This is a genomic window from Nonomuraea mangrovi (assembly GCF_042681425.1).
GTDB lineage: Bacteria > Actinomycetota > Actinomycetes > Streptosporangiales > Streptosporangiaceae > Nonomuraea > Nonomuraea mangrovi.
Map to the genome: position 1 here is coordinate 1 of NZ_JBHUFV010000075.1, position 26400 is coordinate 26400.

Sequence of the window (26400 nt, forward strand, 5' to 3'; positions counted from 1 at the left end):
TGGGTCAGCAGTGGCGATTCCGTAACACGCCTGTGGCCAGCGGCGTCACGATGGAATGGGCTCCCTGTCTGCTGGGCATCTACGGATGACAGGGGCTCAATAGTTGAGGCGGCGACGGACGTGTCGGGCGAATGGGGTGTTCGCGTCGTATACCAGCATGGGGAAACTAACTATGAACCCCTGTGCCCACCAGGGATCGACTTTGCTACCCAGAGACGCGTTCTCCTCCGCCGCACCCGCCACGCACGCCCTGCGCCGTCAGGATGGAAAGAGCTCTATCAAGGCTTCGGGCCAATCTTCTCAGCGTTCCGCTTCTTGAATTCCTCGAATTGGACAGAGAAGACATAGAGATATTCTAGTAAGGCTTCAGCAAGCGAAAGGGCTTCCTCTGCATCCTCGCGGCCGACTTGATGGTTAGTATAGTGGGCTGCCGTGTTCCCTACGACTCGTAGGGTTTGAGCCCATTCTAACAAGCGTCCATCAATCAACCCCTGTTGCTCCATTGCGGATAGGTTCTGAACGAGGGTCTTGTTGTTGAACCCGAACTGAGAGCAGACGCCTTCTAGGATCCTTCTGACCATAACTAGCGCCGCCGTGTAGGCTCCGGACCTGAGGCAGAGCATCCCTTCAGCGTGCTCCCGGCGGAGACCCGAGGGAATCCGCACATTCAGACTCGGATTGATCACTGGCCAAACTATTTCCCCTTCAGTCCAATGCTCAGTAGTTGATGTATCTACGATTTTTTGCTGTCTGATCAAAGTAAATTCGCAGCAGTTTCTACACTTGAGGAGTTGAAAGCGCCGAAGCGGATCAGCGAAAGGTTCGTAGCCATCCAAAACCAAACTGGGCACGCCTACGGGATCATCTATAGTGGAACCCATCACCCTGTGCAATATTTTGAACCCGCAATGCGGACAATTCAGCACGATGTTATCTTTATCTGTGTACTGCCACGGGTCGGCGTATTCATCCTCATTCATCGGTCGATCTCTCATTGTCGCTCGTCTCCTCCCCCAGATAGAGATCGTCTGTCGGTAGCGCAGTGTTTCACAGCACCTGTCAGCCCTCGAACGGCTTGACGGCCAGCCATCCGCCAGCGTGCTCGTGCAAGGCTCCACGACCGATATGAAAGTGTGCAAAGCCGCTGGCGTTGTCGCGATCGAGTATGCCAACCGCGCCGGCAAGGCATCCAGGCCCCAAGCGGCGGGCGCTGACCACATCGTGACGAGCATGGCGGCTTCGGAGGGATCCTCTCGGTCGATCACTTCGTGGCCGTCATGGACGACGGTGCACAGCAGTAGACGGTTACCGACGGCAGTAACCGCGCCAGCAGCTCCTATCGTGAGGCATGCAACAGCCCATCACTCGTTCCTGTCCGAAGCAGCCTTATTCCGCAAACCGGAACGAATGAATGTGCGCCCTGAAACTATCGTGCTATGTAAAGATGCGACATCAACTGGAATGGTGTGGTCACCCCTTCGACGCGTTATCGAGAAAGTGTTACTTGGCTCGTGGCCTTCCACGATGCCACCATGCACAATGAATGGCTTAAGCTCCTCTGCTTGAGGTGGGACGACTACGTAGACGATGTCACCACCTTCCACCTCCACAACCCCCACTTCCAAACCTTCTATAGGCGGAAAAATTCGCTCATTGAGAATCTTGAGGTGCTGTTGGCGCCGCCCGGGATTCGCCTCCAATGGAGTTAACGCCTTGATGATGTCGTCCCCGTTTTCATTTGTCTCAGTCGACATCCCAATGATCAAGACTCCTCCCTTTTCTGCGTTTGCGAAGCTCGACACAGCTTGTGCCAGTGCCACCTTCCAAATAGGTGCCGGCTTGCCGAAGTAAGTCCTCTTCACTTCTAGAGTTTCTGATTCAGCCATCTCAAGCATAGCGTGAGCCTGACCAGCTTCGAGGATATCCACCACATGGCGAGGGTGAGTAGAGTCGTCTTCTGTAAAGAATATTGAGCGACTAAGCTGCTGACGCAGCATGCAAAGATCGCCTACCGAGAAATCAGCATAGATGCCTTTGCACTTAATGATCCACGCCCTGAAGCCATCATCGTAGGGGCTGGACTGCCCTTCGGGGTTAGGCTCGATTTCCCATTCTAGGAAATTAAACCGCCGAAGCAGGAACTCGCTCGCTCGTTCGATAGCAGGTATGCCCGTGTCCGTCTGACTGATTCCAAAGAATGTTACCGTAAATTCCTCTCCCCTCGTCAGATCAAGATACATGATGATATCCGTCTCATCCCAAGGAAGGACGTCATCTCCATGAAAGCAAATGCTGGCAACAGAATCCTCGTCAACATCTTTCGAGGAAGTGTTAGAAGTAATGTCGTGATCATTGCTATGTGCGATAATTGCCTGCGCCAAGGTGTGCAAGTATAGTGGTTTAACTGCGGCTATCTGGTCTGGATAGAATCTATAATCGTGACCATTGAAGCTGGAGACTGATATGCGGTGTGCTCCTGCTTGAATTCGCACCTCGGGCTCGCGCATATCACTATATTCTCATGCTATGAGGTTAAGCGGTAGACACCTGAAGATAAGGAAAGGGTGTCGCATCATCTTCTGTGGGTTTGTGATGATTCGTCCCGAGATCTGGCTATTCGTGACCATGACGAAGGCCACGGCGATGATCTGGCCCCCTCTGCTGGGGCCTTGCTACCGTCTTCAGCCCCCGCTGCCGCTACGTGGTGGAGTCCATGGCAGTCCCACAATGAGCCCTTTTCATCCTGAGTAGCGGCCCTCTTCGACGAGCTGCAGTACGCGGATCGCCTGCACGAGCGCGGTCGCGCGATGCGGACAGCAGCGCTGCTTGGCCAGCACCTTCCAGGACTTCAAGATCGCGACTGCACGCTCCCCGATGGCCCGGATACGGGCATGAGAGCGGTTGACGTCCCTCTGGGCGCGTGACAGCCAGGGTCGATGGCGGTGCCGTTTGAACGGCGTGCGAATCGTGCCGCCTGCGCCCTGGTGCCCTTATCCGCGAAAGTCTTCACGCCGACGCTGGTCAGGGCGTCGATCAGCCAACCGTCCGGGCCGCAGCCACGTCGTGGACGGCGCCCGGCAGAGCAGGTGTGAGCGGACATGAGAAACCGCTGGTCGGCGGACAGATTCGTGCAGTTGGGCGGACATAGAGGTGTGGGCTGGCGGTCAATGAGAATGCTGGTGGGCGGTCGTGAGCATGTGCGCCACGGCGAAACTGCTGCCTGCTCCTCCGTACGGGCTGGAGGATTCGTCAGCGCTGCGCGAGCGCACCGAGCTGGGTTGTGCGGATGTTCGATGCCGGGAGGCCCGACGAAGGAGGGGCTTGCGGCCCACTTGGCAGGAAAACCTGGCTTGGAGAACGCTTGAGTGATCGCATGGGTGCCGCTGACGTCACGGCCTTGAGCGGCGGTCTGGCTTGTCCTTCTGATGATCGTCGCGGGAATCTGAGTTGACAATGCCCGCCTAAACGATCTACCTAGGTACACGATCCGTACACGCGAGCAACCAGCGAGCAACCAAACATGATCAACAAGTCGCGCGGAGGGCCTGGAGAAACGTGAAACCCCAGGTCAAACACGGTATGGAAGAGTAGGGCGGGTGGGACTTGAACCCACGACCCACGGATTATGAGTCCGATGCTCTGACCGGCTGAGCTACCGCCCCCTGCGAAAGTGCAGTCTCCCACAAAAACTCGCGCTTGCCAGCATAGATCGCATCCCCTGTGCTCCAGGCTCAACCCACCGCAGAACCGAGGCGCCGAGGGTGGGGAATGGATGCCGGGCGCTCGTGGTTACATCCGTCGTGGCCGGTGTGCCCAGTGTCCCCGGGCCTCACCTATCGCCTTCACGGAATACCGTTCGGCTGGAGCCGTGTTATGCCTTTCGCCGAGAGGCGACCTGCACACCGGTTCGCACACGTGGGGAAGCGCCCGCCCGATCTCAGGATCAGGCGGGCGTTTCCTCGTCTGCGGGCCTCCACAGCTCGAACGGCCCCACTCTGTCGAGGTCCTGCCGCGCCCTGCGGTAGGCCTCGCATCTGGCTTCGAGTTCCCGCTCCTCCTCTGTCATGGCAGGCATCCTGGCCGACGTGCGTGGAGCGGGAGCTCAACTTGGCAGAACCTCGACCGTTCCCCTCTCGCCGTCGACACGGAGGCGGTCGCCGTCCTTGATCCGCATGGTGGCGTTGCCCGTACCGACGACGGCGGGAATGCCGAGCTCGCGCGCGACGATCGAGGCGTGCGAGAGCGGGGCGCCCATGTCGGTGACGACGGCGGCGGCGCGGGGGAACATCGGTGTCCAGCCGATGTTGGTGAGGGTGGTGACGAGGATCTCGCCCTGCTTGAGCCGTTCGCCCTCTTCGGGCCCCGCGATGACTCTCGCGACGCCTTCGACGATGCCTGATGCCCCGGGGAAGCCCGTGATCGCGTCGGCGACGTCGACGGTGGTGCCGCGCGCGTCGTAGAGGTCGGCGCGGCGGTCGGGCGAGGCGGCCCAGCGGACGGGGTCGAAGAATCCCACGATCAGCGTCGGGTACGGCGGAAGCGCCGCGTAACGTTCGTAGGTGGCCCGCCGTACCGCGACCCTGGTGGGCTCGGCGCCGCGCAGCACGAAGAGGATCTCCTCGATCGGCAGGAAGAACAGGTCGTCGCCGTGCCCGGTCAGCTCGCCCGCTTTGAGGACGAAGGCGCGTAGCGCCCAGAACGCGCGGATCACCTCGGAGCGGGTGGTCTCGCGGTCGCGGACGACGGCGTTCCAGCGGGCGACCCTGGCCCGCATCGCGTTCTCCTTGCCGGGGTAGCGCCGGGCGAACCTGGCCCATGCCGCGTCGCGGGCGGCGGCCTGCTTGGCGAGCAGCGCACCGGTGTCGGCCTGCGCGTCCGTCATCTCGGCGAGCTGGGCGTCGATCCACGCGGGGTCCTCGGCGGGCCTGGGGTGGGAGACCTCGAACTCGTGCGGTCCGCGGTGGCCGTAGGCGAGCGCGAACTCCTCCCGCGTGATCTCGCCCCTGGCCAGCCGGTCGAGCCCCATGATGGGGCCGAGGCTGGCCAGCTCGCCGGAGCCGTCCGCGTTGACGCCGGTCAGCATGGCCTCGGCGTCGACCTCGCCCATCATCCTGCGCAGCTTGTCGCGGGTCCAGACCAGCGTGGCGCCGCCCTGCCGTCCCGCCGCCTCGAGCGCCCTGCAGGCAGTGACCATGTACGGCAGCAGCTCGCGCTCCCACAGGTCGGCCAGCTCGACGCCGCTCCCCGTCGCCGCGATCGTGGCGCGCAGTTCCTCGTTGCGCTGCCGCGCGGTGGCCAGGAACGTGGGCATGGTGGCGAGGCTGTCCTTGACCCGCTTCCTGATGCGGAAGGCCATGGGCAGGGTCAGCTTGACGATCTTCCAGCGTGAGGTCTTCACCGGGGGGACGTCCAGGCCAGGAGGGACCTTGCCGAAGACCTGCTCCACGGCGCTCAACCTGGACCCCATGCCGAGCGCCTTGGCGACGGAGACGGTGATGCTGAGGTTCATGTAGAAGCGGCCGCCGATGTTGCCGACGAGGTCGAGGCCGGGCAGCGTGGAGGCGGACATCGCCTCGTGGATGAAGATCCGCACGAACGACCAGGTGGCGGGGGTCATCACGTCGGGGATGGCCTCGCCGAGGTTGCCCGCGGTCCACAGGTAGTCGCCCTTGCGGCTGTCGTTCCACTCCTCGACCTCCTGCTGGAGGCCGGTGACGGGGCGGGCCTGCAGGATGAACGGCTCGCCGTCGCGCATCGCCCACTCCACGTCCATGGGCGTGCCGTAGAGGCGTTCGATGGCGGCGCCGAGTCCGGCCAGCCGGATGGCCTGCGGGCGGTCGAGGACCGGGAGGCGGCGCCTTTCCTCGGGCACGGGCTCCTCTCGGGTGCCGGATTCGGTGCGCACGGTCATGACCGTCTTGTCGGCGACGCGTTCCTCGGTGACCACGCCTCCCTTGACCACGAGGGTGTCGGGTGTCACCTGGCCGCCGACGACGGCCTCGCCGAGGCCCCACGCGGCGTTGACGACGATCTCGTCGCGGACGCCGTTGACGGGGTTGGCGGTGAACATGACGCCCGCCGCGTCGGCCGCGACCAGTTCCTGCACGACGACGGCGAGCGCGACCTCGTCATGGGGGACGTCGTTGCGGGTGCGGTAGGCGATGGCCCGCTCGGTCCAGAGCGAGGCCCAGCAGCGCCGGACCGCGTCGAGGACGGTGTCGCCGCGCACGTTGAGGTAGGTGTCCTGCTGGCCGGCGAAGGACATGTCGGGCAGGTCCTCCGCGGTCGCCGAGGAGCGCACGGCGACGGGCACGTCGTCGCCGAGGGCGGTGTAGGCCTGGAGGACGGCTTTCGCGGTCGCGTCCGGCATCTCGTGCTCGGCGAACAGGCCGGCGATCGCGTCCGGCCGGTCGAGCGAGGCGAGGATCCGGTCCTGGAAGGGGGCCACGAACTCGCGGTAGGCCTCGGTGGTGACGTGGAATCCGGCGGGCACCGGCAGCCCCGCCCTGGCCAGGCGGGCGAGGGAGGCGCCCTTGCCGCCCGCGACCTCGAGCGTGGCGGCGGCGTCGTCGAGAGGAAGAATCCTCACGTCGCATACTCCTTAGTGCCGAGCGATGCGCGCAGTCTGTTCTGCGCGACCGCCACGGCGGCGTCGAGATACTCCTGTGTCGCCTTGGCGACGACCGCGGCGTCCGCCGCCCCGCCCGGCTCCCCCACGCGCCGACCGGCGTCCGCCGCCCCGCCTGACTTCCCCACGCGCCGACCGGCGTCCGCCGCCCCGCCCGACTTCCCCACGCGCCGCCCGGCATGCGCCGCCCCGTCCGCTTCCAGCGCGCGCCGGCATGTGTCGGCGAGCAGTTCGGCCAGCCGCTCGTCCGGCACCTGCATCGAGTCGGGCAGGTAGCGCCGCACCGTCAGGAACCCGTAGAGCGTGGAGGTGAAGACCGTCAGGTGCTCGGAGATCGTCAGGTCGGCACGCAGCGCGCCGTGCTCGCGCAGCGTGCCGATGTACGTCTCGAACAGCTCACCCATCGGCAGCGTGGCGCTGCTCTCGCGCTTGTGGCGGGTGAGCTTGCCGAGCACCGCGGAGTCCCCGAGGAGGCTGGCCCTCATCAGCGGCCTGCGCAGCAGTCCGGCGGCCAGGCCGTGGAGCAGGTCGTACAGGGTCGAGGGGGCGCCGCGCCGTACATCCTCGAGCAGGTGGACCCGCTCCCGGCGCAGCAGGGCGACGAACAGCGCGTCGCGCGTGTTCCAGTGCAGGTAGATGGTGCCCTTGGCGACGCCGGCCGCTCTCGCGATGTCGTCGATCGTGGTCTTGTCGTAGCCGAAACGCTGGATCAGCTCGGACGTGGCGTCGAGGATGCGGTGCGCCCGCTCCTGTTGCCGCGCCGGATTCGCCAGTGGACGAGCCATCCCCACCTCCATTGTTTGACCAAATATACTCATTTGGTCATTCAATGGCCAGGCTCTCGTGATCTCGGGGTAGCGTGGACCGCATGGCGAAGGCGTTCTGGATCGACCAGGAGCTCGACAGGGACAGGGACGGCCGTTACGGCGCGCACGTCCGCAAGAACGTCGACGAGTTCGCCGAGACGTGGGGGGACATCGCCCCCGTGACCTTCGCCTGCGCCGCCTGGCGGATGGCGGTCCCGCCCGCCATCTCACCGGGACACGTCAGGTGGGACAGGCGCGTCCTCGACGCGACCTGCGTGCGCAACACCTGGGACGGCACGCTCCTCGCCGAGGTCCGCATCGTCTCGCCGCTGCCCGAGCAGCTCACCACCTCAAGGGAGTGGTGGCGGGACCGCGGCTGGCGCGGCTGGCAGGAGGTCTTCGGCCAGTACGTCGAGCCCACCCAGCAGGACCTCTCGCGCGGCCCGTTCGTGCGGGCCTCCCTGCTGGTGCAGGCGCCGATCCCGCTGGAGGAGCTGCCCGCGGCCCCGCAGGGCCCGCACGACGGGGTCGAGGAGGCGGCACATCGGGCGCTGGCGGTGCTGGTCAAGGAGCTCAACGCGCTGCTCGTCCCCGTCCTCGACCGTTTCTAGACGCCCTTCACCCCGTCGACCAGCTCGCGCACGACGTCGAGGTGGCCGTTGTGCCGCGACGTCTCCTCGATCAGATGCCCGATCACCCACCGCAGCGTGAACGCGTTGCCCTCGCGACCCGCGCCGACAGGGCGTCGAGGTCCACGGCGGCGAGCTTGTCGTCGATCTCCGCGCAGGCCCTGGTGTATTCGGCGACCACGTCGGCGAGCGTCCACGCGGGGTCGGGCGTGAAGTCCATGTCGGGGTCCTCCTCCGACCACGGCGCCCGTGCCTCCTCGCCGAGGAACACCACCTCGAACCACCAGTGCTCCACCCAGCGCAGGTGACTGACCAGCCCCGCGACCGTCATCAGCGGCGAGCCGGACAGCGGCGCCTTCCTGGCGTCCTCATCGCGCATGCCCTCGCACTTGGCCACCGCCGTCGCGCGCGTGTAGGTGAGAAAGGTCTGCAGGGTGGCTCGCTCGTCCCAGCTCGGCGGAACGTCCGTTCTCGTCATGTCCCAAGCTTCCCACCTGTGAATTCGGGTAGCTCCCGAGCCATGAGAACTGCTGTCGTCCTGCTCGGGTTGCTGCTGGCCGCCGGGTGCGCGGTGGACACCGGCCCTCCAGCCCGTACGGCGGAGCGGTTCGCGGCCGCGGCGGCCGCGCGGCACGGCGAGGCCGCCTGCGCGCTGCTGGCCCGCAGGACCGCGGAGAAGCTGCCCCGCGAAGGTCAGACCTGTGCCCAGGCGCTCGTCGAGGCGGGCCTGCACGGCGGCGGCACGATCGAGTCGGTCGCCGTGTGGGGCGACGAGGCACAGGTGCGCATGGACGGTGACACGATCTTCCTGCACCACTTCGACGGCGGCTGGCGGGTCAGGGCGGCCGGATGCGCGCCGCAGGGCGACGACCTGCCGTACGAGTGCGAGGTGGAGGACTGATGCGCGCGGTGTTCGTCACCACCATGCTCATCATCGTCGTGGGGTTGACCTGGTTCTTCGCGATGGGGCTGATGCACCGATGAAGCGCTTCCTCAGGGAGAACTCGCTGTCGCTGTTCTTCCTGCTGATCTTCGCCCTGGCCCTGGTCGGCCAGGCGTTCGCGGGGCGGGCCCAGTTCAACGACCGCCAACTCGTGGACGGCGGGCAGCCGGTGTCGGTGGTGGAGTACGTCGCGACGTCGGACTTCGCGGTCGACGTGGCGGAGAACTGGCAGTCGGAGTACCTGCAGTTCCTGCTGTTCGTCCTGGCGACGGTGTGGCTGGTGCAGCGGGGGTCGCCGGAGTCGAAGAAGATCGGCGAGGAGGGCGGCAGGTCCGACAAGGAGCAGTTCGTCGGGCCACACGCGCGTGAGGGGTCGCCGAGCTGGGCCGCGGCCGGCGGCTGGCGAAGGGCGGTGTTCAGCAGCTCGCTCAGCTGGGTCATGGGCACGGTGTTCGCGCTGTCGTGGCTGGCCCAGTCGGTGGCCGGGGTCGCGGCGAACAACGCCGAGCGGCTCGCGGAGCTGCGCGACCCGCAGAGCTGGGGCTCCTATGTCGTGGGCGCCGAGTTCTGGAGCAGGACGCTGCAGAACTGGCAGTCGGAGTTCCTCGCGGTGGCCTCCATGGTGGTGCTCTCGATCTACCTGCGTCAGCGCGGGTCGCCCGAGTCCAAGCCGGTCGGGGTGCCCCACGACACGACGGGCGTCGAGAGCTGACCCGTGATGACGGCGACGACACGGGTGCCGGGAGCGAAGGCGCCGCGCCCGGCCAGGTCGAGGATCCCGTAGATCATCTTGGCGACGTAGACCTGCTCGAAGGCGGCGTCGAGCAAGGGTGAGGTCTTGGCGTAGCCGCCGAAGTGGTAGTCGAGACTGATGGCCCAGTTGCCGCTCACCGCGCCGTAGGCCTCACGCTGCAGCCTGGCCACCTCGTCGTTGAGGAAGCCCGCCCCCTTCAGCACGGCGAAGCCGAGCGCCCTTTTGCCGTCGGGCAGCCCCGCCGCGATGCCGGCCAGGGTGCCGCCGGTGCCGACGGGGCAGCAGATCACGTCGTAGTCGAGGTCGATCTCGCCGGGCAGTTCGGCGCAGCCCCGCACCGCCGCCGCGTTGCTGCCCCCCTCGGGCAGGATCGCGACGTCCCCGAACGTCTCGCGCAACCCGTCGAGGACCTGCGGGGTGTGTTTGAGCCGGTAGGCCGCCCTGTCGAGGTAGGTCAGGCGCATACCGCACGCCCTGGCGTACGCCAGGGAGGGGTTGAGCGGCAGGTGCTCCTCGCCGCGCACCACGCCGATCGTCTCGAAGCCGTGCTCCATGCCGGCCCTGGCCAGCGCACGCAGGTGTCCGGAGTAGGCGCCGCCGAAGCTGAGCACGCGCGGGTGTCCCAGGTTGTACCTGAGCTTGCGGGCCTTGTTGTCGTCGTGTTTGAGGAAGAGCCTGACCGTCCCGAGCCGGGGATCCCTCATCTCCTCCATCGCGCTAGTCTACGGTCGAACCGTTGTTGAGGAGTGTTGGATTATGCGCGTTGTTGAAGCTTTCCGTGGTGCATATGCCGCCGAGCCGGCGACCGTGTGGCGCGCGCCTGGGCGCGTCAACCTCATCGGCGAGCACACCGACTACAACGACGGCTTCGTGCTGCCCTTCGCCGTGCCGTGGGGCGTCACCGCCGCCCTCAGCCCGCGCACGGACGGCACGATCAGGCTCATGTCACTGCAGTCCCCCGGCGATCCCGCGGTCATCAGCTCGTGGGACGGCGCCAAGGGCTGGACCCGCTACGTCGTCGGCGTCCTGGCCATGCTCGGCTCCCGCACCCAGGGCGCCGACATCGTCATCGACGGCGACCTGCCCGCGGGCGCGGGCCTCAGCTCCAGCGCGGCGCTCGAGGTCGTCATCGGCTCCGCGCTCAACGCGGTGTACGGCCTGGGCCTGACCCCCATGGAGATCGCCCTCCTCGGCCAGAAGGCCGAGAACGACTTCGTCGGCATGCCCTGCGGCATCATGGACCAGGCGGCGTCGGCGCTCTGCGAAGACGGTAAGGCCCTCTTCCTCGACTGCCGTTCGCTCGGCTTCCGCAACATCCCGCTCGACCTGTCCGCGCACGGGATGCGGATCCTCATCATCGACACCGGCGTCCACCACGAGTTGGCCGACGGCCAGTACGCCAAGCGCCGCGCCGACTGCGAGTCCGCCGCCCGCAGGCTCGGCGTCGCCGCGCTGCGCGACGTGACGGACCTGGCGGGGGCGCTGTCCGTCCTGCGGGGCGACGAACGCAAGCGGGTGCAGCACGTCGTCACCGAGAACCACCGCGTCGAGGCGGTCATCGGGCTGCTGAGGGCGGGCGCGGTCGCCGAGATCGGGGCGCTGCTGAACGCCTCGCACCTGTCGCTGCGGGACGAGTACGAGGTGTCCTCGCCCGAGCTGGACGTCGCGGTGGAGGCCGCCGTCCGGGGCGGCGCGCGTGGGGCGCGGATGACCGGTGGCGGGTTCGGCGGGTCGGCCATCGCGCTGGTGGCGGAGGAGCGGGTGCCGGCCGTACGGGAGTCGGTGCAGGCGGCCTACGCGGAGCGCGGCTGGAAGGAGCCCCGCTTCCTGCCCGCCACCCCCGCCAGGGGCGCCCACGAGGTCGCTCTCTGACCCGTTTCCCTGCACCGGGTGACGCTCCGGAGTGCCGCGATCACGCAATTTTCCGGTTTAGGGGACAAATCGTGTTGAGCGAGGTGAAGATGTGGTCTGCTGCGGACCACACGAGGGCGACGTGGTGAGGGCGACGCCAACAGGACCGTGCCTCCGACCCGGAATCGGTCGCGCGATCCGCCAACCCGGAATGCGCTGGTTGCTGCGTGCTTACGTGGATGAGATCTCTGCGCCCCTTCGATGTCCACACCGTCACCGAGAGAACCGTCGACTTCCGTGAGGCGGAGCGCTTCATCCGCCTGTTCCACGCGGAGAACCCAGGCGCGGGCGACGTCGCCGCGCGCCTGCGTCAGATCGCGCGGGACGCGGCGAAGTCCGGCACCTACACCCACACCGCCGACGAACTGGAGTTCGGCGCGCGAGTGGCCTGGCGCAACAGCAACCGCTGCATCGGGCGGCTCTACTGGCGTTCGCTCAAGGTGAGAGACCGCCGGGACGTCTTCAGCGCCGAGGGCGTCGCCGTCGAATGCGTCGCCCACCTGAGGGAGGCGACGGGCCACGGCAGGATCAGGCCGATGATCACCGTGTTCGCCCAGGACCGGCCCGGCTGCCCAGGACCGCGCGTCGTGAACGAGCAGCTCATCCGCTACGCCGGATACCGCCTCGATGACGGCACGGTGCTCGGCGACCCGCGCAACATCGCCTTCACCGAGCAGGCGCTCAGGATGGGCTGGCGCGGCGGCGCGGGCACGAGGTTCGACGTGCTGCCGCTCGTCGTCCAGCCCGCCAAGGGACGGCCGTTGCTGTGTACCGTGCCGGGAGACACGGTCCTCGAGGTGCCGATCAGGCATCCCGAGTACCGCTGGTTCGAGGAACTGGACCTGCGCTGGCACGCCGTACCGGCCATCTCGAACATGTGCCTGGAGATCGGCGGCATCTGCTACCCCTGCGCGCCGTTCAACGGCTGGTACATGGGGACCGAGATCGGCGCCCGCAACCTCGCCGACCACGACCGCTACGACCAGCTGCCGGTGATCGCCGAGCGGCTGGGCCTGGACACCTCGCACGAGCGCACCCTGTGGCGCGACCACGCGCTGGTGGAGCTCAACGTGGCCGTGCTCCACTCGTTCGAGGCGGCGGGGGTGACGATGACCGACCACCACACCGAGTCCAGGCGCTTCCTCACCCATCTGGAGCGGGAGGAGAAGGCCGGCAGGGCCTGCCCGGCCGACTGGTCGTGGATCGTGCCGCCGATGTCCGGCGCGGCCACACCCGTCTTCCACCGCTACTACGACCAGCGCCTGCTCACGCCGGCCTTCGTCCCCGCCCACTCGTAGCCGCCCCGCGCCGTTCCCCGGCGATCTCCGTGGTGGCGACCCCGCGCAGGGGCCCTTCCCGTACGGCAGGCACGGGCAGGCGCCTCCGTCCGGCGCGGGGTCCCGCCCGTCCAGGGGACGCTCCCCGGGCGCGCGTGGCCGGGGTGGGCAACGGAGCCCCCTTGGTGTAGAACGTTATTCTGTAACTGGGTCCCGCCTGGAGGGTGCGCGATGTCCGAGCCGGTGCTGTCGTCGATCGACCAGGGCGTGATGACGCTGACGTTCAACCGCCCCGAGCGTCTCAACGCGTGGACCGACGCCATGGGCCGGCGCTATTTCGACCTCCTCGAACAGGCCGAGAAGGACCCAGCGGTCCGGGCGATCGTGGTCACCGGCGCGGGCAAGGGCTTCTGCTCGGGCGCCGACTTCCAGACCCTGGACGCGATCCGGTCCGGCACCTACGACGAGGAGCCCGACCCCAGGCCGAACACCTTCCCCACCACCATCCGCAAGCCGATCATCGCCGCGGTGAACGGGGCGTGCGCGGGGCTCGGCATGGTGCACGCGCTGGTGTGCGACCTGGTGTTCACCGCCGAGGACGCCAAATGGACGACGGCCTTCCCCCGTAGAGGGCTGGTCGCCGAGTACGGGCTGTCGTGGGTGCTGCCGCGCCTCATGGGCCAGCAGCGGGCCATGGACGTCCTGCTGTCGGGCCGGGTGTTCACCGGCGCCGAGGCCTGCGCCATGGGCCTGGTGAACAGGGTCGTCCCCGGTGACGAACTGCTGCCGGCGGCCCAGGAGTACGCGCGCGAACTGGCCGTGCACAGCTCCCCCGCCTCCATGGACGTCATCAAGCGACAGGTGTGGGGCGACTGGAACCACACACTGGAGGAGTCGGCCAGGACGGCGGTCAGGGAGATGCTCGCCTCGTTCGAACGGCCGGATTTCGCCGAGGGGGTGGCCAGCTTCCTCGAGCGCCGCGATCCCCGCTTCCCGCCCCTCTGACCAGCCGCCGCCCGCCGGATGTCGGCGTCGTCCTCGCAGGTGGGTCGGCCGTGGCCTGTCCCGTCCGGGTGGCGAGGCAGGTGCGAGGCGGCCTCCACCGCTCGCTCGGCGTCAAGGGGACGATTGCGATCGTGCGTGAAGGCGGCGTCGATAGGACTCGCCGTCGTTGGGGTCATCGAGTTCCGGCAGAGGCGGGAAGCCGTCCCTGTAGGCGACGCCGAAGGCGACCCTGGTTCCTGGAGGACACTGCCCAAGCTGCGCGATCAGATCCGCGTCCTCTTCGGAATCGAGATCCTCGCGTTGCCTGATCGCGAACGCGCTCTTCGCGGGCGCGAAGCGTCGCCGAAACCACTCCCCCGCGTAGGCGCGAGCCTCAGGTTCAGACTCGCCCTGGTTCGGCGGGACGAACAGCAGCTCACCTGAATCCCGAACCAGTCGCGCAGTCGGGGGAAGCCAGCCATCACCGCTTTCAAGGTCTCTCAGTGCCACGGGAACCTCCGTTCCGAGTCCGCCTTGCGGGGGGCCCTTGTGCGCGCTTGCGCTGCGCGTCTCCGCGATCAGGAGCACGGTCTCGTCTTCCGCGTGACGACGGAACCCTGCTCGATCCCATGTGCGTAGCGCGAGGCCTGCGAGTGATCATGACTTGTCGGTGGCGGCGTTTACGCTCCCCGTTCATGAGCAACGATGAGACTCGCACTGTACGTCTGACAGTCGAAGTCGCCGACTGTGGCATCGCCGGTCTGCAGGACAAGGAACTCGACGGGTATGCCGACACACCAGCCCAGTCCGTTGGGTTCATCGAGGTCGAGAAGGGCTGGGTCGCCCTTCACATCACCCACCAGTGCGGGCCGGCCGACTTCACTGTGACGATCGCCGACCGGGACCCGGGGGCAGATCTCGCTATCTATGAGGACATCGTGGAAATCGGCTACGTGTCCATGTCGGGCGAAGTGGAGATGAGTAGGTTCACCTTCGACGAGGCTGTGATGTGCCCCCTTCCTCCTCTCCAGGCCGGGCCTGGAACCTACCGCATTCGGTATCACGTCAAGGGCATGGATGGGGAAGGCACGAGGGATGACGGCATCGATGACCACTACCTTCAGATTTGGCCCGCCCCCCTTGAGGACCCCGTTGTCGTCAAGGCCACGAGTGATACTTCCGAGTACTTTCTAGATCGAGAGAAGTTCAATCGCGACCGAGGATTGTGAGCGTGCGCCGGCCCATCCACACATCCGGCCTGCCCGTCTGCCGTCGTGCCACCTACCGGGTAGCGGGCCGGCCGCGGGGCTGCCCGGCCGCGCGCCCGATGTCAGAGTCGCGACAGAGCGGAGGCGGCCCCGCGGATGGTCTACCAGGGTCTGATCTTCACGCGCGACGACGGAACCCTGCTCGACCCCATGCGCGTGCTGCGCGGTCTACGGGTGATCACGAAGAAGGCGGGCATCGGGAACCGCTGGAAGGTGCGGGAGCTCCGGCACTCCTTCGTGTCGATCTTGAGCGACGGGGACGTCTCCGTGGAGCGCATCGCCGATCTCGTCGGCCACTCGACGCCCACCACCACGCAAGCCGTCTACCAGCGCCGGATCAGGCCGGTCGTCGTCCACGGAGCCGAAACCATGGACGTCATTCGGATAGTGACTCCCGGAACGACTCAGGCCCTCCCACCTGTCTCCAGGTAGAGGGCCTGAGCTTATGTTCATCGACTGATGCCAAGCTCCCGCGATAGGACTCGAACCTATAACCTGCCGGTTAACAGCCGGCTGCTCTGCCGATTGAGCTACACGGGATCGCGCTTCGACGCCTTACTGGCTGGGCTGTTGGGCCCCTCCGCTCGGCACAGGAATAGATTAGCGCACATCCTGAGTGCGTGTCGCATCGTGAGCGGGGTAGGCCCGGAGACAGCGGAGGTGGAAAATGCGATATCGGATGATGTTCGCTGTCGGGATGGCCGTGGGCTACGTACTGGGCAGCCGGGCGGGTCGCGAGCGCTACGAACAGATCAAGCGCGCGGCCCAGCGTGTCGCCGACAGTCCTACGGTGCAGGAGGCCGCGGGCCTGATGGGCGCGCAGGTCTCCAAGGTCGCCGGCGTGGCGCGATCGAAGGTCGGCAACACGCTCGTCGACAAGATTCCCTTCCTGGGCAGGGGCGGCCACGAGGTCGATCACCTCGACACGGGCACCGGCTGGCCGGAGAAGCCGGGGATCCAGGAGCCGGAGTCCGGGTCCGGGAAACCGGGACACCAGAAGAAAGAGGCGCAGGCCAACGACACGGGCGTGTCGTACTAGGGAGGGGGCCCGGAGCGGCCGGGCTCCCTCGCAGGCGTCAGACGCCCATGCTGCGCCTGAGGCCCTCCAACGCCTGCTCGGCCTGGGCGCGCAGCCCGGGGTCGGCCGGGTCGAGACCCTCGTCGAAGTGGAAGGTCCAGGTGAAGGCGTCGGCGCCGGGCGACCTGCGGGCGACGAGGCGCACCCCTCCCCTGCCCGGCAGCTGCACGTGCTTGTTGACCACGATCGTGGAGTTGACCCGTTCGCGGACGGCCTCGGGCAGGCGGTGGGGTTCGGCGACGCGCGCCGACAGGCGGCGGCCGTCCGAGGTGGTCAGGCTGAGCCCTTCGTCGTCCCATCCCGCCTGTTCCACGGTCTCCCACGGCACGCGCTCGCCGTCGGGCAGGAAGAGCGCGAGGTCGGTGGCGACCACGTAGCCTTCGTCGGTTCGCGCGAAGGTCAGCACGCGTTCCCCGCTGGTCGTGGCCAGGCCCTTGCGCACGTCGGACGGCAGGCGGCGGAAGAAACTCATGAGCCCAAGGTATCGGCGAGCAGATCCAGGGTGAGCGCCGCACTCCACGAGAAGTCCCTGCACCCTCTGCCGCTGCCGTCGAAGGGGTCGAAGCACTCGCGGAATCCTGCCTGCCGTACCAGGCGGAGCGTGCCGGTGGTGAGCAGCTGGGCCAGGTGGGGCAGGTCGTGGAGGATGGCGGCGCGCCGCAGCAGCCAGTTGGTGTTGACCCAGGAGGGCCCGCGCCAGTAGCGGGTGCGGTCGAACTGGTGGGCGCGGATCTCGCAGCTCGGGACGGGGTAGCCGGTGGCGCCCATGAAGCGGGCCGATTCCAGGATGTCGACCAGCGCGGTGACGGTGTCGCGGGGCAGTTCGGGGTCCAGGAGCGGGCCGAAGGAGCCGACGGTGGTGACCGGGATGAGGCGGTCCGCGCGCAGGTCGCGGGCGTAGAAGCAGCCGTTCCACAGGCGTTCGGCGAGGGCCGACCTGATGGTGGCGGCCTGCTCGCGGTGCGGGGCTGCGTCGAAGCCGGCGATCGGGGCCAGTTCGGCCAGGGCGTGGCAGGAGGCCAGCCAGACGCCGTTGAACATCGGGTCCTCGACCGCGAACGGGTGCTCGTCGCGCAGGTACTCGGGACGGTAGCCGGCGTCGCGGTAGCGAAGGGCGAGCCAGACGTAGCGGTCATGGTCGCTGTCGGGGTGGCGTTCGTCCATGCCGGGGGTGCGGTAGCCGTACCGGATCTCGGGCAGGGCGGCCAGCGGCTCGTCCCATGTAGGGCTGTCGTCCATCCCGGACTCCCACGGGTGGACGATCGAGGCGAGCCCTCCCCCGCCCAGGTCGCGGGTGGTGGCGAGGTAGGCGTGCTGGGCGGCGAGCGCCGGGAAGGCCTTCCTGACGTAGGCGGTGTCGGCGGTGTGTCGCCAGAGCCACCACACGGCGAGCGCGTGCAGCGGAGGCGTGGTCAGGCCGGAGGTGAGGATGCCGGGGGGAGCGTCGGGGTGGTCGGACGAACGCCAGACGGAAGGCCCGGGGAAGTAGGCCTCGGAGGTGTGGAAGACGATGTGCGGGACCATCCCCGTCGCCCACTGGCCCTGCAGCAGGCCGTCCAACTCGGCCATGGAGCGCTCGGGCCGGTGCCTGGCCAGTCCGATGGCGACGAAGGCCGAGTCCCAGCTCCACTGGTGCGGGTAGAGGCCAGGAGCGGGCACGGTGGCCGACCCCATCCAGTTCGCCTCGAGCACGTGCAGGGCTTCGCGCCCCAGCGCCGCGTCGTCAACCGCGGGCCGCGCCTCCATCTGCCCACTATGCTCCGCTCTGTCCTAACTGAACAGGCCCTGTCCCCAGAACCCGCCCTGGGCCACCCCCGGCGGGCACACCCACAGGCCTGAGCCGACGTGCTGGATGTACTCGTTCAGCGGATCGGTCTTGGCCAGGGCCCGCTGGATCGGGATGAACCCTGTCTCGGGGTCGCGCTGGTAGGCGAGGAAGAACAGCCCCGCGTCGAGCCGTCCGAGGCCGTCGCTGCCGTCGGTGAAGGAGTAGCCGCGCCGCAGGATCCTGACGCCGCCGAGCGAGCCGGGATTGGCCAGCCTCACGTGCGAGTCGGCGGGCAGGCGCGCGAGGTCGACCGGGTCGTGCTCGCGCGTACGGCCGTAGGCCGCGCCCTCGCCCTTCGTGCGGCCGAAGATGTCCTCCTGCTCCTTGAGCGAGGTGCGGTCCCAGGTCTCGATGTGCATCCTGATCCGCCGCGCCACCAGGTAGGTACCGCCCGCCAGCGCCTTCGGCCCTTCCGAGCCGATCCATACGTGCTGGTCGAGCAGCTTGGCGTCGGCGCCGGGGATGTTGTTCGTGCCGTCCTTGAAGCCCATCAGGTTGCGCGGCGTCTGCTCCTCCGGCGTGGTGGAGGAGGTCTTGCCGAAGCCGAGCTGCGACCAGCGCACGCCGGCCGTGCCGAACCCGAGCCGCACCAGGTTCCGTACGGCGTGCACGGCCACCTGCGGGTCGTCGGCGCACGCCTGGACGCACAGGTCGCCGTCGCTGCGGGCGGGGTCGAGCTTGTCGCCGGGAAAGTGCGGCAGGGCCTTCAGCGCGGCGGGCCTTTCCAGGCCGAGCCTGTCGAAGAACGACGCGCCGAAGCCGATCGTGAGCGTGAGCCTGGAGGCGGGCAGGCCCAGCGCCTCGCCCGTGTCGTCGGGCGGGGCGAGCGGCGCGCCGAGCGCTCCGCCGCCGACCTGCATGCCCGCCGTCATCCGCTCGGCGGCCGCGGTCCAGAGCCTGAGCAGGGCGACGACCCTGCCGCGCGTCGGATTGGTGAGGTCGAAGGCGGCGAAGTGCAGGCGGTCCTGGACGGGCGTGGCGATGCCCGCCTGGTGGGCGCCGTGGAAGGGGATGGGGGCGTGTCCGGCGGCGGACGCGGGGGCGGGGTCGGCCTGCCGTACGACGCCGTAGACGGCTCCTCCGGCCACGCCCGCGCCGGCGACGAGCCCCGCGCCGGTCAGCAGCTTGCGTCGGGTGACCACGGCTCAGCCCGCCACGGCGGCGGCCAGGCCCGACAGGGGCTCGGCGAGGGCGTTGACCGCGTCGGCGAGCTCCTTGACCTGCTGCTTGGACAGCTCGGTGTAGGAGACGTATCCGTCGCCCTTCTCGTATGCGGCCAGGAGCTTCTGGAGGTCGGCGAACTCGGTGTCGAGGGTGGTGACCAGCGCGGGGTTGCGCTCCATGAGGATCGGCGTGAGCAGCTCGTAGACCTTCTTGGCGCCGGCGACGTTGGCGTCGAAGTCCCACAGGTCGGTGTGCGAGAAGGCCTCCTCCTCGCCGGTGACCTTGCCCGTGGCGACCTCGTCGAGCAGCTCCTTGGCCCCGCCGGCCATGGAGGCGGCGGTGATCTCGGCCTTGGGCAGCCGCTTCTTCAGGTCGTCGAGGTCGGCCAGGAGCTGGTCGGCGTACTTCGCCTCCTTGGGGAGCGTGTCGGGCTGCTTCCACAGCGCCTTCTCCAGGCGGTGCCAGCCCGTCCACTTCTGGCCGGCTTCGAGGTCGGCCTCGCGCAGGTCCACCTTGGGGTCGATGTCGCCGAACGCCTCGGCCACCGGTTCCATGCTCTCCCAGCCGACACGGCTGGGAGCGTACAGGGCCTTCGCCTTCGTGACGTCGCCCTTCTTGATCGCGGCGGCGAACTCCTGGGTCTTGGCGATCGAGTCGTCGAGCTGGGCGGCGATGTAGGCGCGGTACTCGTCGACCGCCCTGGTGACGCGCGGGTCGGCGGCGACCTGGAGCTCGCCGGTGACCTTGAAGGGCGTCCTGATGCCGTCGCCCTTGTGCCCGGGCTTGCAGGCGAGCTCGTAGGTGCCGCCGCCGATCTCCACGACGAGATCGGCGGAGGTGCCCGGCTGGATGTTGTTGCGCTCGCTCACCACCGTCTTGTCGGCGCGGTAGACGTAGACGGCGGTGAACCGGCCGCCGTCGTTCTTGATCAAGAACTTGACGACCCCCGCCTTGAGGTCGGTCTTGTTCGCGACGCAGGTGGTGTCGGTGGCGGTGACGGCCACCGTCTCCTGGACGGCGCCCGTGGGCGCGGGCCGCGGTGCCGATGGCGCGCTTCCGCTCCCGCTGGCGCTGCCTCCGTCGGCGCCGTCGTCCGCGGCGTTGCCGCAGGCGGCGAGTGCGAAGGCGAGGACTCCACACAAGGCTAGGGAACGCATGGGCGACTCCTTGGCGTGTTAGGTCGTCCTAACTAAGCTTTCCCTAAGCTAAACCTCGGAGGCGGGGTGCGTCACCTACCGCGTCTTGAGCCACCGCGAGACGAACATCGCGGTCACGGCGACGCCGCCGATGATCAGCGCCCACTTCAGGAGGGTGAGGGCGAAGCCCAGGATCGGGCCGAGGAGCATGAGACCGACAATGACGAGGGCGATGATGAGAAGGATGCGTGCCATGTGGTCAACGCTAGGCTCCCGCGGCCCCTCGCGGTCAGGTTCCTGAGGCGAATCAGGGACAAGTCAGGGGGACCCTCTCAGGGTCAGGAACCCCTCTGGACATGTCATGCGTTGACCCGGTAAATGAGGTGCGGGGGTCCACACTTCGACGGGGGAACGTTGATGCAACCGGCCGGGCCGCCGATGAGCGGGGAGGGCGCCGACCACGCCCTGCGTACGCGTGGCGAGGAGCGTGACCGCATCTCGGGCGATCTGCTCGATCTGGAGTCCCACACCTCGTTCCAGCTGCTCAAGGGCGCCGCGTTACGCGGCAGGACGCTGACCGCGTGGGCCTCGGCCCAGGAGGCCATGACGCGCGTCTGGACCCTGTACGACGCCTACCGCGGGGTGCTGCGCCAGGCCGAGGAGGTCAGGGCCCGACGCGCCCGCCCCGGGCCCGCCGAGCTGGAGGAGCTGACGTTCCTTCTCATGGGCCCCTCCGTACGGCCGGCGGCCGAGGCCGAGCCGGTCGAGCGGCGGTCGTTACGCCCCTCGCCCGCTGACGGCCTCAGCCTCGACGAGACCGTGACCCGGATGGACGAGGCGTTCCGCTCGGTGGGCGAGACCCTGACGGAGATCGACGCGGCGTGGACGGCGTTCCTGCCCGCGATGGAGTCGGCGGCGGCCCGCCTCGACGAGATCACCCGCCTCACCGCCGACCTCGGCGAGCCGCCGGCCGCTCCTGGACACGCGGCCGAACTGGCCCGCCTCCGCTCCACCGCCACCGCCGACCCCCTCGACTTCCCCGTCGCCGACCTCGACAGGCTCGGCGCGACGCTCGACTCCCGGCTGACCGACCTCTCCCGCGCCGACGCCCTCAGACGTTCGTACGGCCCCAGGCACGCTGCCCTGACCGACTTGATCGCCCTCGTCAGGACGGCGGAGGCGGAGGCGCGCAGAACCCACCTGCTGGTCTCGGTCAAGATCCTCCTTCCTTCCTCGGCCGGGCCGCGCCCCGCGAGCGACCGTCTCGCCGCCGACGCCGCCGCCCTTCCTCCGGCGGGCCTCGCCGCCGCCGACGCCGCCGCCACTCCTCCGGTGGGCCTCGCCGGCGGCGGATGGGTGGAGCGGGCCAGACGGCTGTCGAGCGTGGAGGCCGCGGCCCGGGAGGCGCTGAACCGCGCGAGGACCACGACCTCCGCCCTGCTCGGGCTGATGGCCCGCAGGGACGAGTTACGCGGACGGCTGCTGGCCACGCAGTCCAAGGCCGTCCGCGTCGGCCTCGCCGAGGACCCCGAGAGCGCCCGCCGTTTCACGCGGGCCCACGAGCTGCTGTGGACCGCCCCGTGCGACCTCAACCAGGCGGCGGACGCGGTGGAGCACTATCAGGACGCGATCCACGGAGGGCGCCGATGACCAGGTGCGCGCAGCCAGGCTGCACGGGCACGATCGATGACGGCTACTGCGACTTCTGTGGCCATGCCGAGAGCCCACCGGTCCCGCTGCCGGCGGGCGGCGGCTCCGCGGCCTCCGCCCCGAGCGCGTCCACCGCCTGGTCCGGTGGCGGGCCGTCGGGCGGCGGGCCGTCCGGCTCCATGCCCTCCGGCGCGGCGTCGTCCGGCTCGGTGTCGTCGGGCGCGACGTCGTCCGGCTCCGTGTCGTCGGGCAGCAGGTCGACCTCCGCCAGGCGGTCGAAGGGCGTGCTCGGGCACGGCCTGGTCGACGTGCCGCCGACGCCGTACCGGGATCCGGCCGACGCCGTCATGGACGACCCCGAGGTGCCGGAGGACAAACGGTTCTGCTCGGCGTGCGGCAGGCCGGTCGGGCGCAGCAGGGAGGGCGTGCCGGGCCGCACCGAGGGATTCTGCCCGCACGACGGCACCCCCTACAGCTTCACCCCCAAACTCGCTCCCGGCGCGCTGGTCGCGGGGCAGTACCGGGTGCTCGGCTGCCTGGCGCACGGCGGGCTCGGCTGGATCTACCTGGCCGCGGACGAGAACCTCGACGGTCGATGGGTGGTGCTGAAGGGCCTGCTCAACGCCGCTGACACCGAGGCCCTCGCGGCGGCGGAGGCCGAGCGGAAGTTCCTGACGACCGTCGACCACCCCAACATCGTCAAGATCTTCAACTTCCAGCGGCACGAGGGCGCCGGCTACATCGTCATGGAGTACGTCGGCGGCCCGTCCCTGCAGGACCTGCTCAAACAGCGGCTGCGCGAGGGGAAGGCACTGCCGCTGCGCCAGACGATCCCCTACGCGCTGGAGATGCTCAAGGCCTTCGACTACCTGCACGAGAACGGTCTCGTCTACTGCGACCTGAAACCGGCCAACGTCATCCAGGTGAGGCAGCAGCTCAAGCTCATCGACCTGGGCGCCGTCCAGCGCATCGGCGCGCGCACCGGCAGTTCGTACGTCACGGCCGGCTACCACGCTCCCGAGATCGCCGCGTCCGGACCCTCGGTCACCTCCGACCTCTACACGGTGGCGCGGACGCTGGCCGTGCTGAGCCATCCTTTCAGCCCCGCGCGGGGCGGCGTGGAGGAGCCGCTGCCGGGGCCGGAGGCGTGGGGGAACGAGTCCTTCCACCGCTTCCTCGTCCGCTCGACACATCCCAAGCCCGGCCTGCGCTTCCCCGACGCCGCCGACATGGCCGAGCAGCTCACGGGGGTGCTGAGGGAAATCCGCGCGGCGGAGGACGGCGTGCCGTACCCGAGCCAGTCGGCGGTCTTCGGGCCCGAGCGGGTCGCGGAGGGCGTCACCGGCGTGTTCGAGCCGCTCGATCCGAAGGCGGCCGCGGCGGCGCTGCCGGTGCCGCTGGTCGATCCCGCCGACCCTGCGGCAGGACTGCTGCCCGGGCTGATCGCGCGCGACCCGCGAGAGCTGCTCAGCAGGGTGTCCGCGCTGCCCGCCACCACCGAGACGCTGCTGACCAAGGCGAGGGTGGTGGCCGAGCACGATCTCAGCGACGGTTTCCTCGACGAGGCGGCGCGGACGCTCCACGGCGACTGGCGGGTGACCTGGTACCAGGCGGTGCGGACGCTGGTGTCGGGAAAGCCGGACCTGGCGCTGTTCGACCGTTGCTTCGGTCTGCTGCCCGGCGAGCCGGCCGTCAAGCTGGCGCTGGGCTTCGCGCACGAGCAGGCGGGCGACCACGTGACCGCCGCCCGCTGGTACGCCACGGTGTGGCGCACCGACCGCGGCTACGTGAGCGCCGCGTTCGGCCTGGCCAGGTCCAAGCTGGCGGCAGGCAGGATCAACGACGCCGCGGCCGCCCTCGACCAGGTGCCCGCCTCGTCGAGCCAGCACGTGACCGCGCAGACCTCGCTGGTGGCGCTCGCCGCGCGGCGTCCGGCCGCCGAACTCGCGCCCGCCGAACTGATCGCCGCCGGCGAACGGCTCGACCAGCTCAAACACCTGGAAGGGCGACGCAGGGGCGAGCTGGCGGCCGAGCTCCTGGAGGCCGCGCTCACCTGGCTGGCGGCTGCCGCGCCCCCGCCCACCCATGCCACGACGCTGCTCGGCGCGCCGCTCACCCAGCGGGGCGTGCGTGTCAGGCTGGAAGGCGTCTACCGGGACCTGGCCAGAGCCGCGGCCACCAGGCAGGAAAGACACGACCTCGTCGACCGCGCCAACGCGGTCCGGCCGAGGACGTGGCTGTGAACTGCCCGGCGTGCGGGGCCTCCGTGCTCCCCAACCACGCCTTCTGCGAGCAGTGCGGCTCCCCGCTGGGCCCGCCCGCCTCCTGTACGGCCTGCGGCGGCGAGATCGCCGACGGCTACTGCGCCGAGTGCGGCCTGCGCGCCCCTGCCGCCACCGACCATGTCGAGCTCGTCCTCGACTCGGGCGCCGCTGGCGCCAGTGACAGGGGCCTGCGCCACAGCCGCAACCAGGACGCGATGGCGCTGGGCGAGGCCGAAGGGCGGGTCATCGCCGTGGTCTGCGACGGCGTGTCCCAGTCGCCGCGCCCGGAGACCGCCTCGACGCTGGCCGCGCAGACCGGGGTCGCGATCCTGGCCGAGGAGCTCAAGGCGGGCTCCGGCCAGGAGACGGCCACCAGGGCGGCGTACGCGCGGGCCGCCCGCGCCGTCGCCGAACTCGGCACCTCCGCTGACGACGCCCCCGCCTGCACCTACGTGTCGGCGGTGGCGGGGCCCGAGCTGGTCACGGTCGGCTGGGTCGGGGACAGCCGCGCCTACTGGCTGCCGGACGACGGGACCGCGGTCCTGCTGACCGACGACGACGTCGCCACGGCGGGAGTGCTGACGGCGTGGCTGGGCGCGGACGCCAGGAACGCGGGCTGCCGCGCGATCGGCTTCGTGCCCGACGCGCCGGGCCTGCTCATGGTGTGCACGGACGGGCTGTGGGGCTATCTCGACGACCCCGTCTCCTTCCGCGCCGCCGTACCCATCGACGGGGCGCGGGCGCTCGTGCACCACGCGCTCGCCTCCGGTGGGCGCGACAACATCACCGTCGTTCTGATACCGGTCAGGAGAGCGTCTTGAGCGATTTCACGCTGCACATCGACCAGAACAAGGACCTGCCGCTCGGTGGCAGGGAGGTGCACGCCATTCTCACCGTCACCGCCACGGCGGCGCCCTCCGTGCCGGCCGAGGCGGCCGAAGTGATCATCATCGACACGTCGGGATCGATGTCCGGCAGCAAGATCAGGGAGGCCAGGCAGGCGGCGAAGGCCGCCGTCGACGCGCTGCGCGAAGGGGTGGAGTTCGCGGTGATCGCGGGAGACACCTCGGCCCGCATGATCTACCCGCGGGGGAGGAAGCTCGCCACGGCGAACCACAACACGCGCGGCAACGCCAAGACCGCAATCGGCAACCTGGACGCCAACGGCGGCACCTCGATGGGGCAGTGGCTGCGGCTGGCCGCCGACCTGCTGGAGAGCAGGCCAGGCGCCATCAAGCACGCGCTGCTCATGACCGACGGGCAGAACAACGAGGGCGACGAGGCCTTCGCCAGGGCGCTGAAGCACTGCGAAGGCAGGTTCGTCTGCGACAGCCTCGGCGTGGGCGCCGACTGGGTGCCTGCGGAGCTTCGCAAGGTCTCCGAGGCGCTGCTCGGCACGTTCGACTACGTGCGCGACCAGAAGGACCTGGCCGCCTTCTTCACCAGGATCACCGAGGCGTCGATGGGCAAGACGCTGGCCGAGCTCGCGCTGCGCGTGTGGATTCCCAAGGACGCCACGCTGAAGTTCGTCAAACAGGTCTCGCCGACCCTGCTCGACCTGACGGGCAAGCGGGTCGCGGTCAACCCGCTGACCGGCGACTACCCGACGGGGTCGTGGGGCGAGGAGGAGCGGGAGTACCACCTGTGCGTGGAGGTGCCGCCGTCCGGGCTCGACCAGGAGATCAGGGCGGCGTGGATCAAGCTGGTACGGCCGGACACCGGCGACGTGCTGGCCAGCGGCAACGTCCTGGCGCACTGGACGGACGACCTCGCCGCCTCGACCCGGATCAACAAGAAGGTGGCGCACTACACGGGCCAGGCGGAGCTGCACGAGCTGATCCAGGAGGGGCTGAGCGCCCGCGCGGCGGGTGACACGGCGACCGCGACGGCCAGGCTGGCCAAGGCCAAGCAGCTCGCCGACTCCTCCGGGCGGGAGGACACGGCCAGGCTGCTGGACAAGGTGGTGGAGGTCGACCCGGGCACCGGCACGGCCAGGCTGCGCACCCGTGTGGACAAGGCGGACGAGATCGAGCTGGACACGGGGTCCACGCGGACCAGCCAGCTGCGGCAGGAGGGCTGA

General features: G+C 68.8%; 26 protein-coding genes, 2 tRNA genes and 2 pseudogenes. 13 read left to right on the forward strand and 17 right to left on the reverse strand.

Annotated elements, in window-relative coordinates:
- Nucleotides 1-278: 278 nt before the first annotated feature.
- From ACFSKW_RS45650 to ACFSKW_RS45680, 7 genes and pseudogenes are all read right to left on the reverse strand, one after another.
- Entirely contained in the window at nt 279-980 is a 702-nt protein-coding gene (locus ACFSKW_RS45650; RefSeq protein WP_379580867.1) for a DUF4145 domain-containing protein, read from the reverse strand.
- Between the two features lie 381 nt (nt 981-1361).
- Complete coding sequence (locus ACFSKW_RS45655; protein WP_379580868.1) at nt 1362-2507, reverse strand: AlbA family DNA-binding domain-containing protein; 1146 nt, start codon at nt 2505-2507, stop codon at nt 1362-1364.
- Nucleotides 2508-2738: 231 nt separating this feature from the next.
- Nucleotides 2739-3090 (reverse strand): annotated as a pseudogene (locus ACFSKW_RS45660) (transposase family protein); the annotation flags it as partial.
- 498 nt (nt 3091-3588) lie between these two features.
- Nucleotides 3589-3662 (reverse strand) — tRNA-Ile (locus ACFSKW_RS45665).
- Nucleotides 3663-3943: 281 nt separating this feature from the next.
- A complete protein-coding gene (locus tag ACFSKW_RS45670) occupies nt 3944-4066 on the reverse strand; it encodes a hypothetical protein (protein WP_379580869.1) in 123 nt (40 codons plus the stop codon).
- A gap of 36 nt (nt 4067-4102) precedes the next feature.
- Nucleotides 4103-6589 (reverse strand): PEP/pyruvate-binding domain-containing protein, encoded by a 2487-nt coding sequence (locus ACFSKW_RS45675; RefSeq protein ID WP_379580870.1) that lies wholly within the window; start codon nt 6587-6589, stop codon nt 4103-4105.
- Nucleotides 6586-7413 (reverse strand): TetR/AcrR family transcriptional regulator, encoded by an 828-nt coding sequence (locus ACFSKW_RS45680; RefSeq protein ID WP_379580871.1) that lies wholly within the window; start codon nt 7411-7413, stop codon nt 6586-6588. Before ACFSKW_RS45680 ends, ACFSKW_RS45675 begins: the two co-directional genes overlap by 4 nt.
- Before the next feature lie 83 nt (nt 7414-7496).
- On the opposite strand from ACFSKW_RS45680, the gene ACFSKW_RS45685 reads away from it, so the two are divergent.
- Nucleotides 7497-8045, forward strand: coding sequence for a hypothetical protein (locus ACFSKW_RS45685; protein WP_379580872.1), 549 nt, complete (start codon nt 7497-7499; stop codon nt 8043-8045).
- Here the strand turns inward: ACFSKW_RS45685 and ACFSKW_RS45690 are convergent.
- Complete coding sequence (locus tag ACFSKW_RS45690) at nt 8042-8131, reverse strand: mycothiol transferase (RefSeq protein ID WP_379580925.1); 90 nt, start codon at nt 8129-8131, stop codon at nt 8042-8044. The genes ACFSKW_RS45685 and ACFSKW_RS45690 overlap by 4 nt on opposite strands.
- A pseudogene (locus ACFSKW_RS45695) lies at nt 8132-8541 on the reverse strand (mycothiol transferase); the annotation flags it as partial.
- A gap of 42 nt (nt 8542-8583) precedes the next feature.
- On the opposite strand from ACFSKW_RS45695, the gene ACFSKW_RS45700 reads away from it, so the two are divergent.
- On the forward strand, nt 8584-8964 hold the full coding sequence (locus ACFSKW_RS45700; protein WP_379580873.1) for a hypothetical protein: 381 nt from the start codon (nt 8584-8586) through the stop codon (nt 8962-8964).
- A gap of 79 nt (nt 8965-9043) precedes the next feature.
- The gene (locus tag ACFSKW_RS45705; protein WP_379580874.1) at nt 9044-9718 is read left to right on the forward strand and encodes a DUF6766 family protein; all 675 of its coding nucleotides are present in this window, start codon (nt 9044-9046) and stop codon (nt 9716-9718) included.
- Here the strand turns inward: ACFSKW_RS45705 and ACFSKW_RS45710 are convergent.
- Nucleotides 9652-10473, reverse strand: coding sequence for a 1-aminocyclopropane-1-carboxylate deaminase/D-cysteine desulfhydrase (locus ACFSKW_RS45710; protein ID WP_379580875.1), 822 nt, complete (start codon nt 10471-10473; stop codon nt 9652-9654). The two genes, ACFSKW_RS45705 and ACFSKW_RS45710, sit on opposite strands and share 67 nt — an antisense overlap.
- Before the next feature lie 43 nt (nt 10474-10516).
- Here ACFSKW_RS45710 and galK point away from each other — a divergent pair, with 43 nt between their 5' ends.
- The 3 genes from galK (at nt 10517) to ACFSKW_RS45725 (ending at nt 13953) form a co-directional block, all read left to right on the forward strand.
- On the forward strand, nt 10517-11632 hold the full coding sequence (gene galK / locus ACFSKW_RS45715; protein ID WP_379580876.1) for a galactokinase: 1116 nt from the start codon (nt 10517-10519) through the stop codon (nt 11630-11632).
- Nucleotides 11633-11850: 218 nt separating this feature from the next.
- Nucleotides 11851-12969 carry a nitric oxide synthase oxygenase gene (locus ACFSKW_RS45720; protein WP_379580877.1) on the forward strand — a complete coding sequence of 373 codons (1119 nt, stop codon included), beginning with the start codon at nt 11851-11853 and terminating at the stop codon, nt 12967-12969.
- A 210-nt stretch (nt 12970-13179) separates the two neighbouring features.
- Nucleotides 13180-13953, forward strand: a complete 774-nt coding sequence (locus ACFSKW_RS45725) for an enoyl-CoA hydratase-related protein (RefSeq protein ID WP_379580878.1) — start codon at nt 13180-13182, stop codon at nt 13951-13953.
- Between the two features lie 111 nt (nt 13954-14064).
- On the opposite strand, the gene ACFSKW_RS45730 is transcribed toward ACFSKW_RS45725, so the two are convergent.
- The gene (locus ACFSKW_RS45730; protein ID WP_379580879.1) at nt 14065-14442 is read right to left on the reverse strand and encodes a hypothetical protein; all 378 of its coding nucleotides are present in this window, start codon (nt 14440-14442) and stop codon (nt 14065-14067) included.
- Nucleotides 14443-14627: 185 nt separating this feature from the next.
- On the opposite strand from ACFSKW_RS45730, the gene ACFSKW_RS45735 reads away from it, so the two are divergent.
- Nucleotides 14628-15161 (forward strand): hypothetical protein, encoded by a 534-nt coding sequence (locus ACFSKW_RS45735; RefSeq protein ID WP_379580880.1) that lies wholly within the window; start codon nt 14628-14630, stop codon nt 15159-15161.
- Nucleotides 15162-15296: 135 nt separating this feature from the next.
- Nucleotides 15297-15632, forward strand: coding sequence for a tyrosine-type recombinase/integrase (locus ACFSKW_RS45740; RefSeq protein WP_379580881.1), 336 nt, complete (start codon nt 15297-15299; stop codon nt 15630-15632).
- Between the two features lie 35 nt (nt 15633-15667).
- Here the strand turns inward: ACFSKW_RS45740 and ACFSKW_RS45745 are convergent.
- A tRNA-Asn gene (locus ACFSKW_RS45745) sits at nt 15668-15740 on the reverse strand.
- Nucleotides 15741-15879: 139 nt separating this feature from the next.
- Between ACFSKW_RS45745 and ACFSKW_RS45750 the strand changes: the two genes are divergently transcribed.
- A complete protein-coding gene (locus ACFSKW_RS45750) occupies nt 15880-16239 on the forward strand; it encodes a YtxH domain-containing protein (protein ID WP_379580882.1) in 360 nt (119 codons plus the stop codon).
- Nucleotides 16240-16276: 37 nt separating this feature from the next.
- On the opposite strand, the gene ACFSKW_RS45755 is transcribed toward ACFSKW_RS45750, so the two are convergent.
- From ACFSKW_RS45755 to ACFSKW_RS45775, 5 genes are all read right to left on the reverse strand, one after another.
- Entirely contained in the window at nt 16277-16750 is a 474-nt protein-coding gene (locus ACFSKW_RS45755; RefSeq protein ID WP_379580883.1) for a hypothetical protein, read from the reverse strand.
- The gene (locus ACFSKW_RS45760; RefSeq protein WP_379580884.1) at nt 16747-18024 is read right to left on the reverse strand and encodes an amylo-alpha-1,6-glucosidase; all 1278 of its coding nucleotides are present in this window, start codon (nt 18022-18024) and stop codon (nt 16747-16749) included. Before ACFSKW_RS45760 ends, ACFSKW_RS45755 begins: the two co-directional genes overlap by 4 nt.
- A 24-nt stretch (nt 18025-18048) precedes the next feature.
- A complete protein-coding gene (gene efeB, locus ACFSKW_RS45765; protein ID WP_379580885.1) occupies nt 18049-19248 on the reverse strand; it encodes an iron uptake transporter deferrochelatase/peroxidase subunit in 1200 nt (399 codons plus the stop codon).
- A gap of 3 nt (nt 19249-19251) precedes the next feature.
- Nucleotides 19252-20427, reverse strand: coding sequence for an iron uptake system protein EfeO (efeO, locus tag ACFSKW_RS45770; protein WP_379580886.1), 1176 nt, complete (start codon nt 20425-20427; stop codon nt 19252-19254).
- Nucleotides 20428-20502: 75 nt separating this feature from the next.
- Entirely contained in the window at nt 20503-20661 is a 159-nt protein-coding gene (locus ACFSKW_RS45775) for a hypothetical protein (protein WP_379580887.1), read from the reverse strand.
- Nucleotides 20662-20823: 162 nt separating this feature from the next.
- On the opposite strand from ACFSKW_RS45775, the gene ACFSKW_RS45780 reads away from it, so the two are divergent.
- The 4 genes from ACFSKW_RS45780 to ACFSKW_RS45795 are packed head-to-tail and all read left to right on the forward strand — an operon-like array spanning nt 20824 to nt 26400.
- Nucleotides 20824-22056, forward strand: coding sequence for a hypothetical protein (locus tag ACFSKW_RS45780; RefSeq protein WP_379580888.1), 1233 nt, complete (start codon nt 20824-20826; stop codon nt 22054-22056).
- Nucleotides 22053-24299: a tetratricopeptide repeat protein gene (locus ACFSKW_RS45785; RefSeq protein WP_379580889.1), complete on the forward strand. Its 2247-nt coding sequence runs from the start codon at nt 22053-22055 to the stop codon at nt 24297-24299. The genes ACFSKW_RS45780 and ACFSKW_RS45785 overlap by 4 nt, the downstream gene beginning before the upstream one ends.
- Nucleotides 24296-25141, forward strand: coding sequence for a PP2C family serine/threonine-protein phosphatase (locus ACFSKW_RS45790; RefSeq protein WP_379580890.1), 846 nt, complete (start codon nt 24296-24298; stop codon nt 25139-25141). Before ACFSKW_RS45785 ends, ACFSKW_RS45790 begins: the two co-directional genes overlap by 4 nt.
- Nucleotides 25138-26400: a vWA domain-containing protein gene (locus ACFSKW_RS45795; RefSeq protein ID WP_379580891.1), complete on the forward strand. Its 1263-nt coding sequence runs from the start codon at nt 25138-25140 to the stop codon at nt 26398-26400. Before ACFSKW_RS45790 ends, ACFSKW_RS45795 begins: the two co-directional genes overlap by 4 nt.

Excerpts from the sequence above, each read along its gene's own strand:
- ACFSKW_RS45650 (WP_379580867.1), bottom strand. The coding sequence starts at position 980 with ATGAATGAGGATGAATACGCCGACCCGTGGCAGTACACAGATAAAGAT.
- ACFSKW_RS45655 (WP_379580868.1), bottom strand. The coding sequence starts at position 2,507 with ATGCGCGAGCCCGAGGTGCGAATTCAAGCAGGAGCACACCGCATATCA.
- ACFSKW_RS45670 (WP_379580869.1), bottom strand. The coding sequence starts at position 4,066 with ATGACAGAGGAGGAGCGGGAACTCGAAGCCAGATGCGAGGCCTACCGC.
- ACFSKW_RS45680 (WP_379580871.1), bottom strand. The coding sequence starts at position 7,413 with ATGGCTCGTCCACTGGCGAATCCGGCGCGGCAACAGGAGCGGGCGCAC.
- ACFSKW_RS45685 (WP_379580872.1), top strand. The coding sequence starts at position 7,497 with ATGGCGAAGGCGTTCTGGATCGACCAGGAGCTCGACAGGGACAGGGAC.
- ACFSKW_RS45700 (WP_379580873.1), top strand. The coding sequence starts at position 8,584 with ATGAGAACTGCTGTCGTCCTGCTCGGGTTGCTGCTGGCCGCCGGGTGC.
- ACFSKW_RS45705 (WP_379580874.1), top strand. The coding sequence starts at position 9,044 with ATGAAGCGCTTCCTCAGGGAGAACTCGCTGTCGCTGTTCTTCCTGCTG.
- ACFSKW_RS45710 (WP_379580875.1), bottom strand. The coding sequence starts at position 10,473 with ATGGAGGAGATGAGGGATCCCCGGCTCGGGACGGTCAGGCTCTTCCTC.
- galK (WP_379580876.1), top strand. The coding sequence starts at position 10,517 with ATGCGCGTTGTTGAAGCTTTCCGTGGTGCATATGCCGCCGAGCCGGCG.
- ACFSKW_RS45720 (WP_379580877.1), top strand. The coding sequence starts at position 11,851 with ATGAGATCTCTGCGCCCCTTCGATGTCCACACCGTCACCGAGAGAACC.
- ACFSKW_RS45725 (WP_379580878.1), top strand. The coding sequence starts at position 13,180 with ATGTCCGAGCCGGTGCTGTCGTCGATCGACCAGGGCGTGATGACGCTG.
- ACFSKW_RS45735 (WP_379580880.1), top strand. The coding sequence starts at position 14,628 with ATGAGCAACGATGAGACTCGCACTGTACGTCTGACAGTCGAAGTCGCC.
- ACFSKW_RS45740 (WP_379580881.1), top strand. The coding sequence starts at position 15,297 with ATGGTCTACCAGGGTCTGATCTTCACGCGCGACGACGGAACCCTGCTC.
- ACFSKW_RS45750 (WP_379580882.1), top strand. The coding sequence starts at position 15,880 with ATGATGTTCGCTGTCGGGATGGCCGTGGGCTACGTACTGGGCAGCCGG.
- ACFSKW_RS45755 (WP_379580883.1), bottom strand. The coding sequence starts at position 16,750 with ATGAGTTTCTTCCGCCGCCTGCCGTCCGACGTGCGCAAGGGCCTGGCC.
- ACFSKW_RS45760 (WP_379580884.1), bottom strand. The coding sequence starts at position 18,024 with ATGGAGGCGCGGCCCGCGGTTGACGACGCGGCGCTGGGGCGCGAAGCC.
- efeO (WP_379580886.1), bottom strand. The coding sequence starts at position 20,427 with ATGCGTTCCCTAGCCTTGTGTGGAGTCCTCGCCTTCGCACTCGCCGCC.
- ACFSKW_RS45775 (WP_379580887.1), bottom strand. The coding sequence starts at position 20,661 with ATGGCACGCATCCTTCTCATCATCGCCCTCGTCATTGTCGGTCTCATG.
- ACFSKW_RS45780 (WP_379580888.1), top strand. The coding sequence starts at position 20,824 with ATGCAACCGGCCGGGCCGCCGATGAGCGGGGAGGGCGCCGACCACGCC.
- ACFSKW_RS45785 (WP_379580889.1), top strand. The coding sequence starts at position 22,053 with ATGACCAGGTGCGCGCAGCCAGGCTGCACGGGCACGATCGATGACGGC.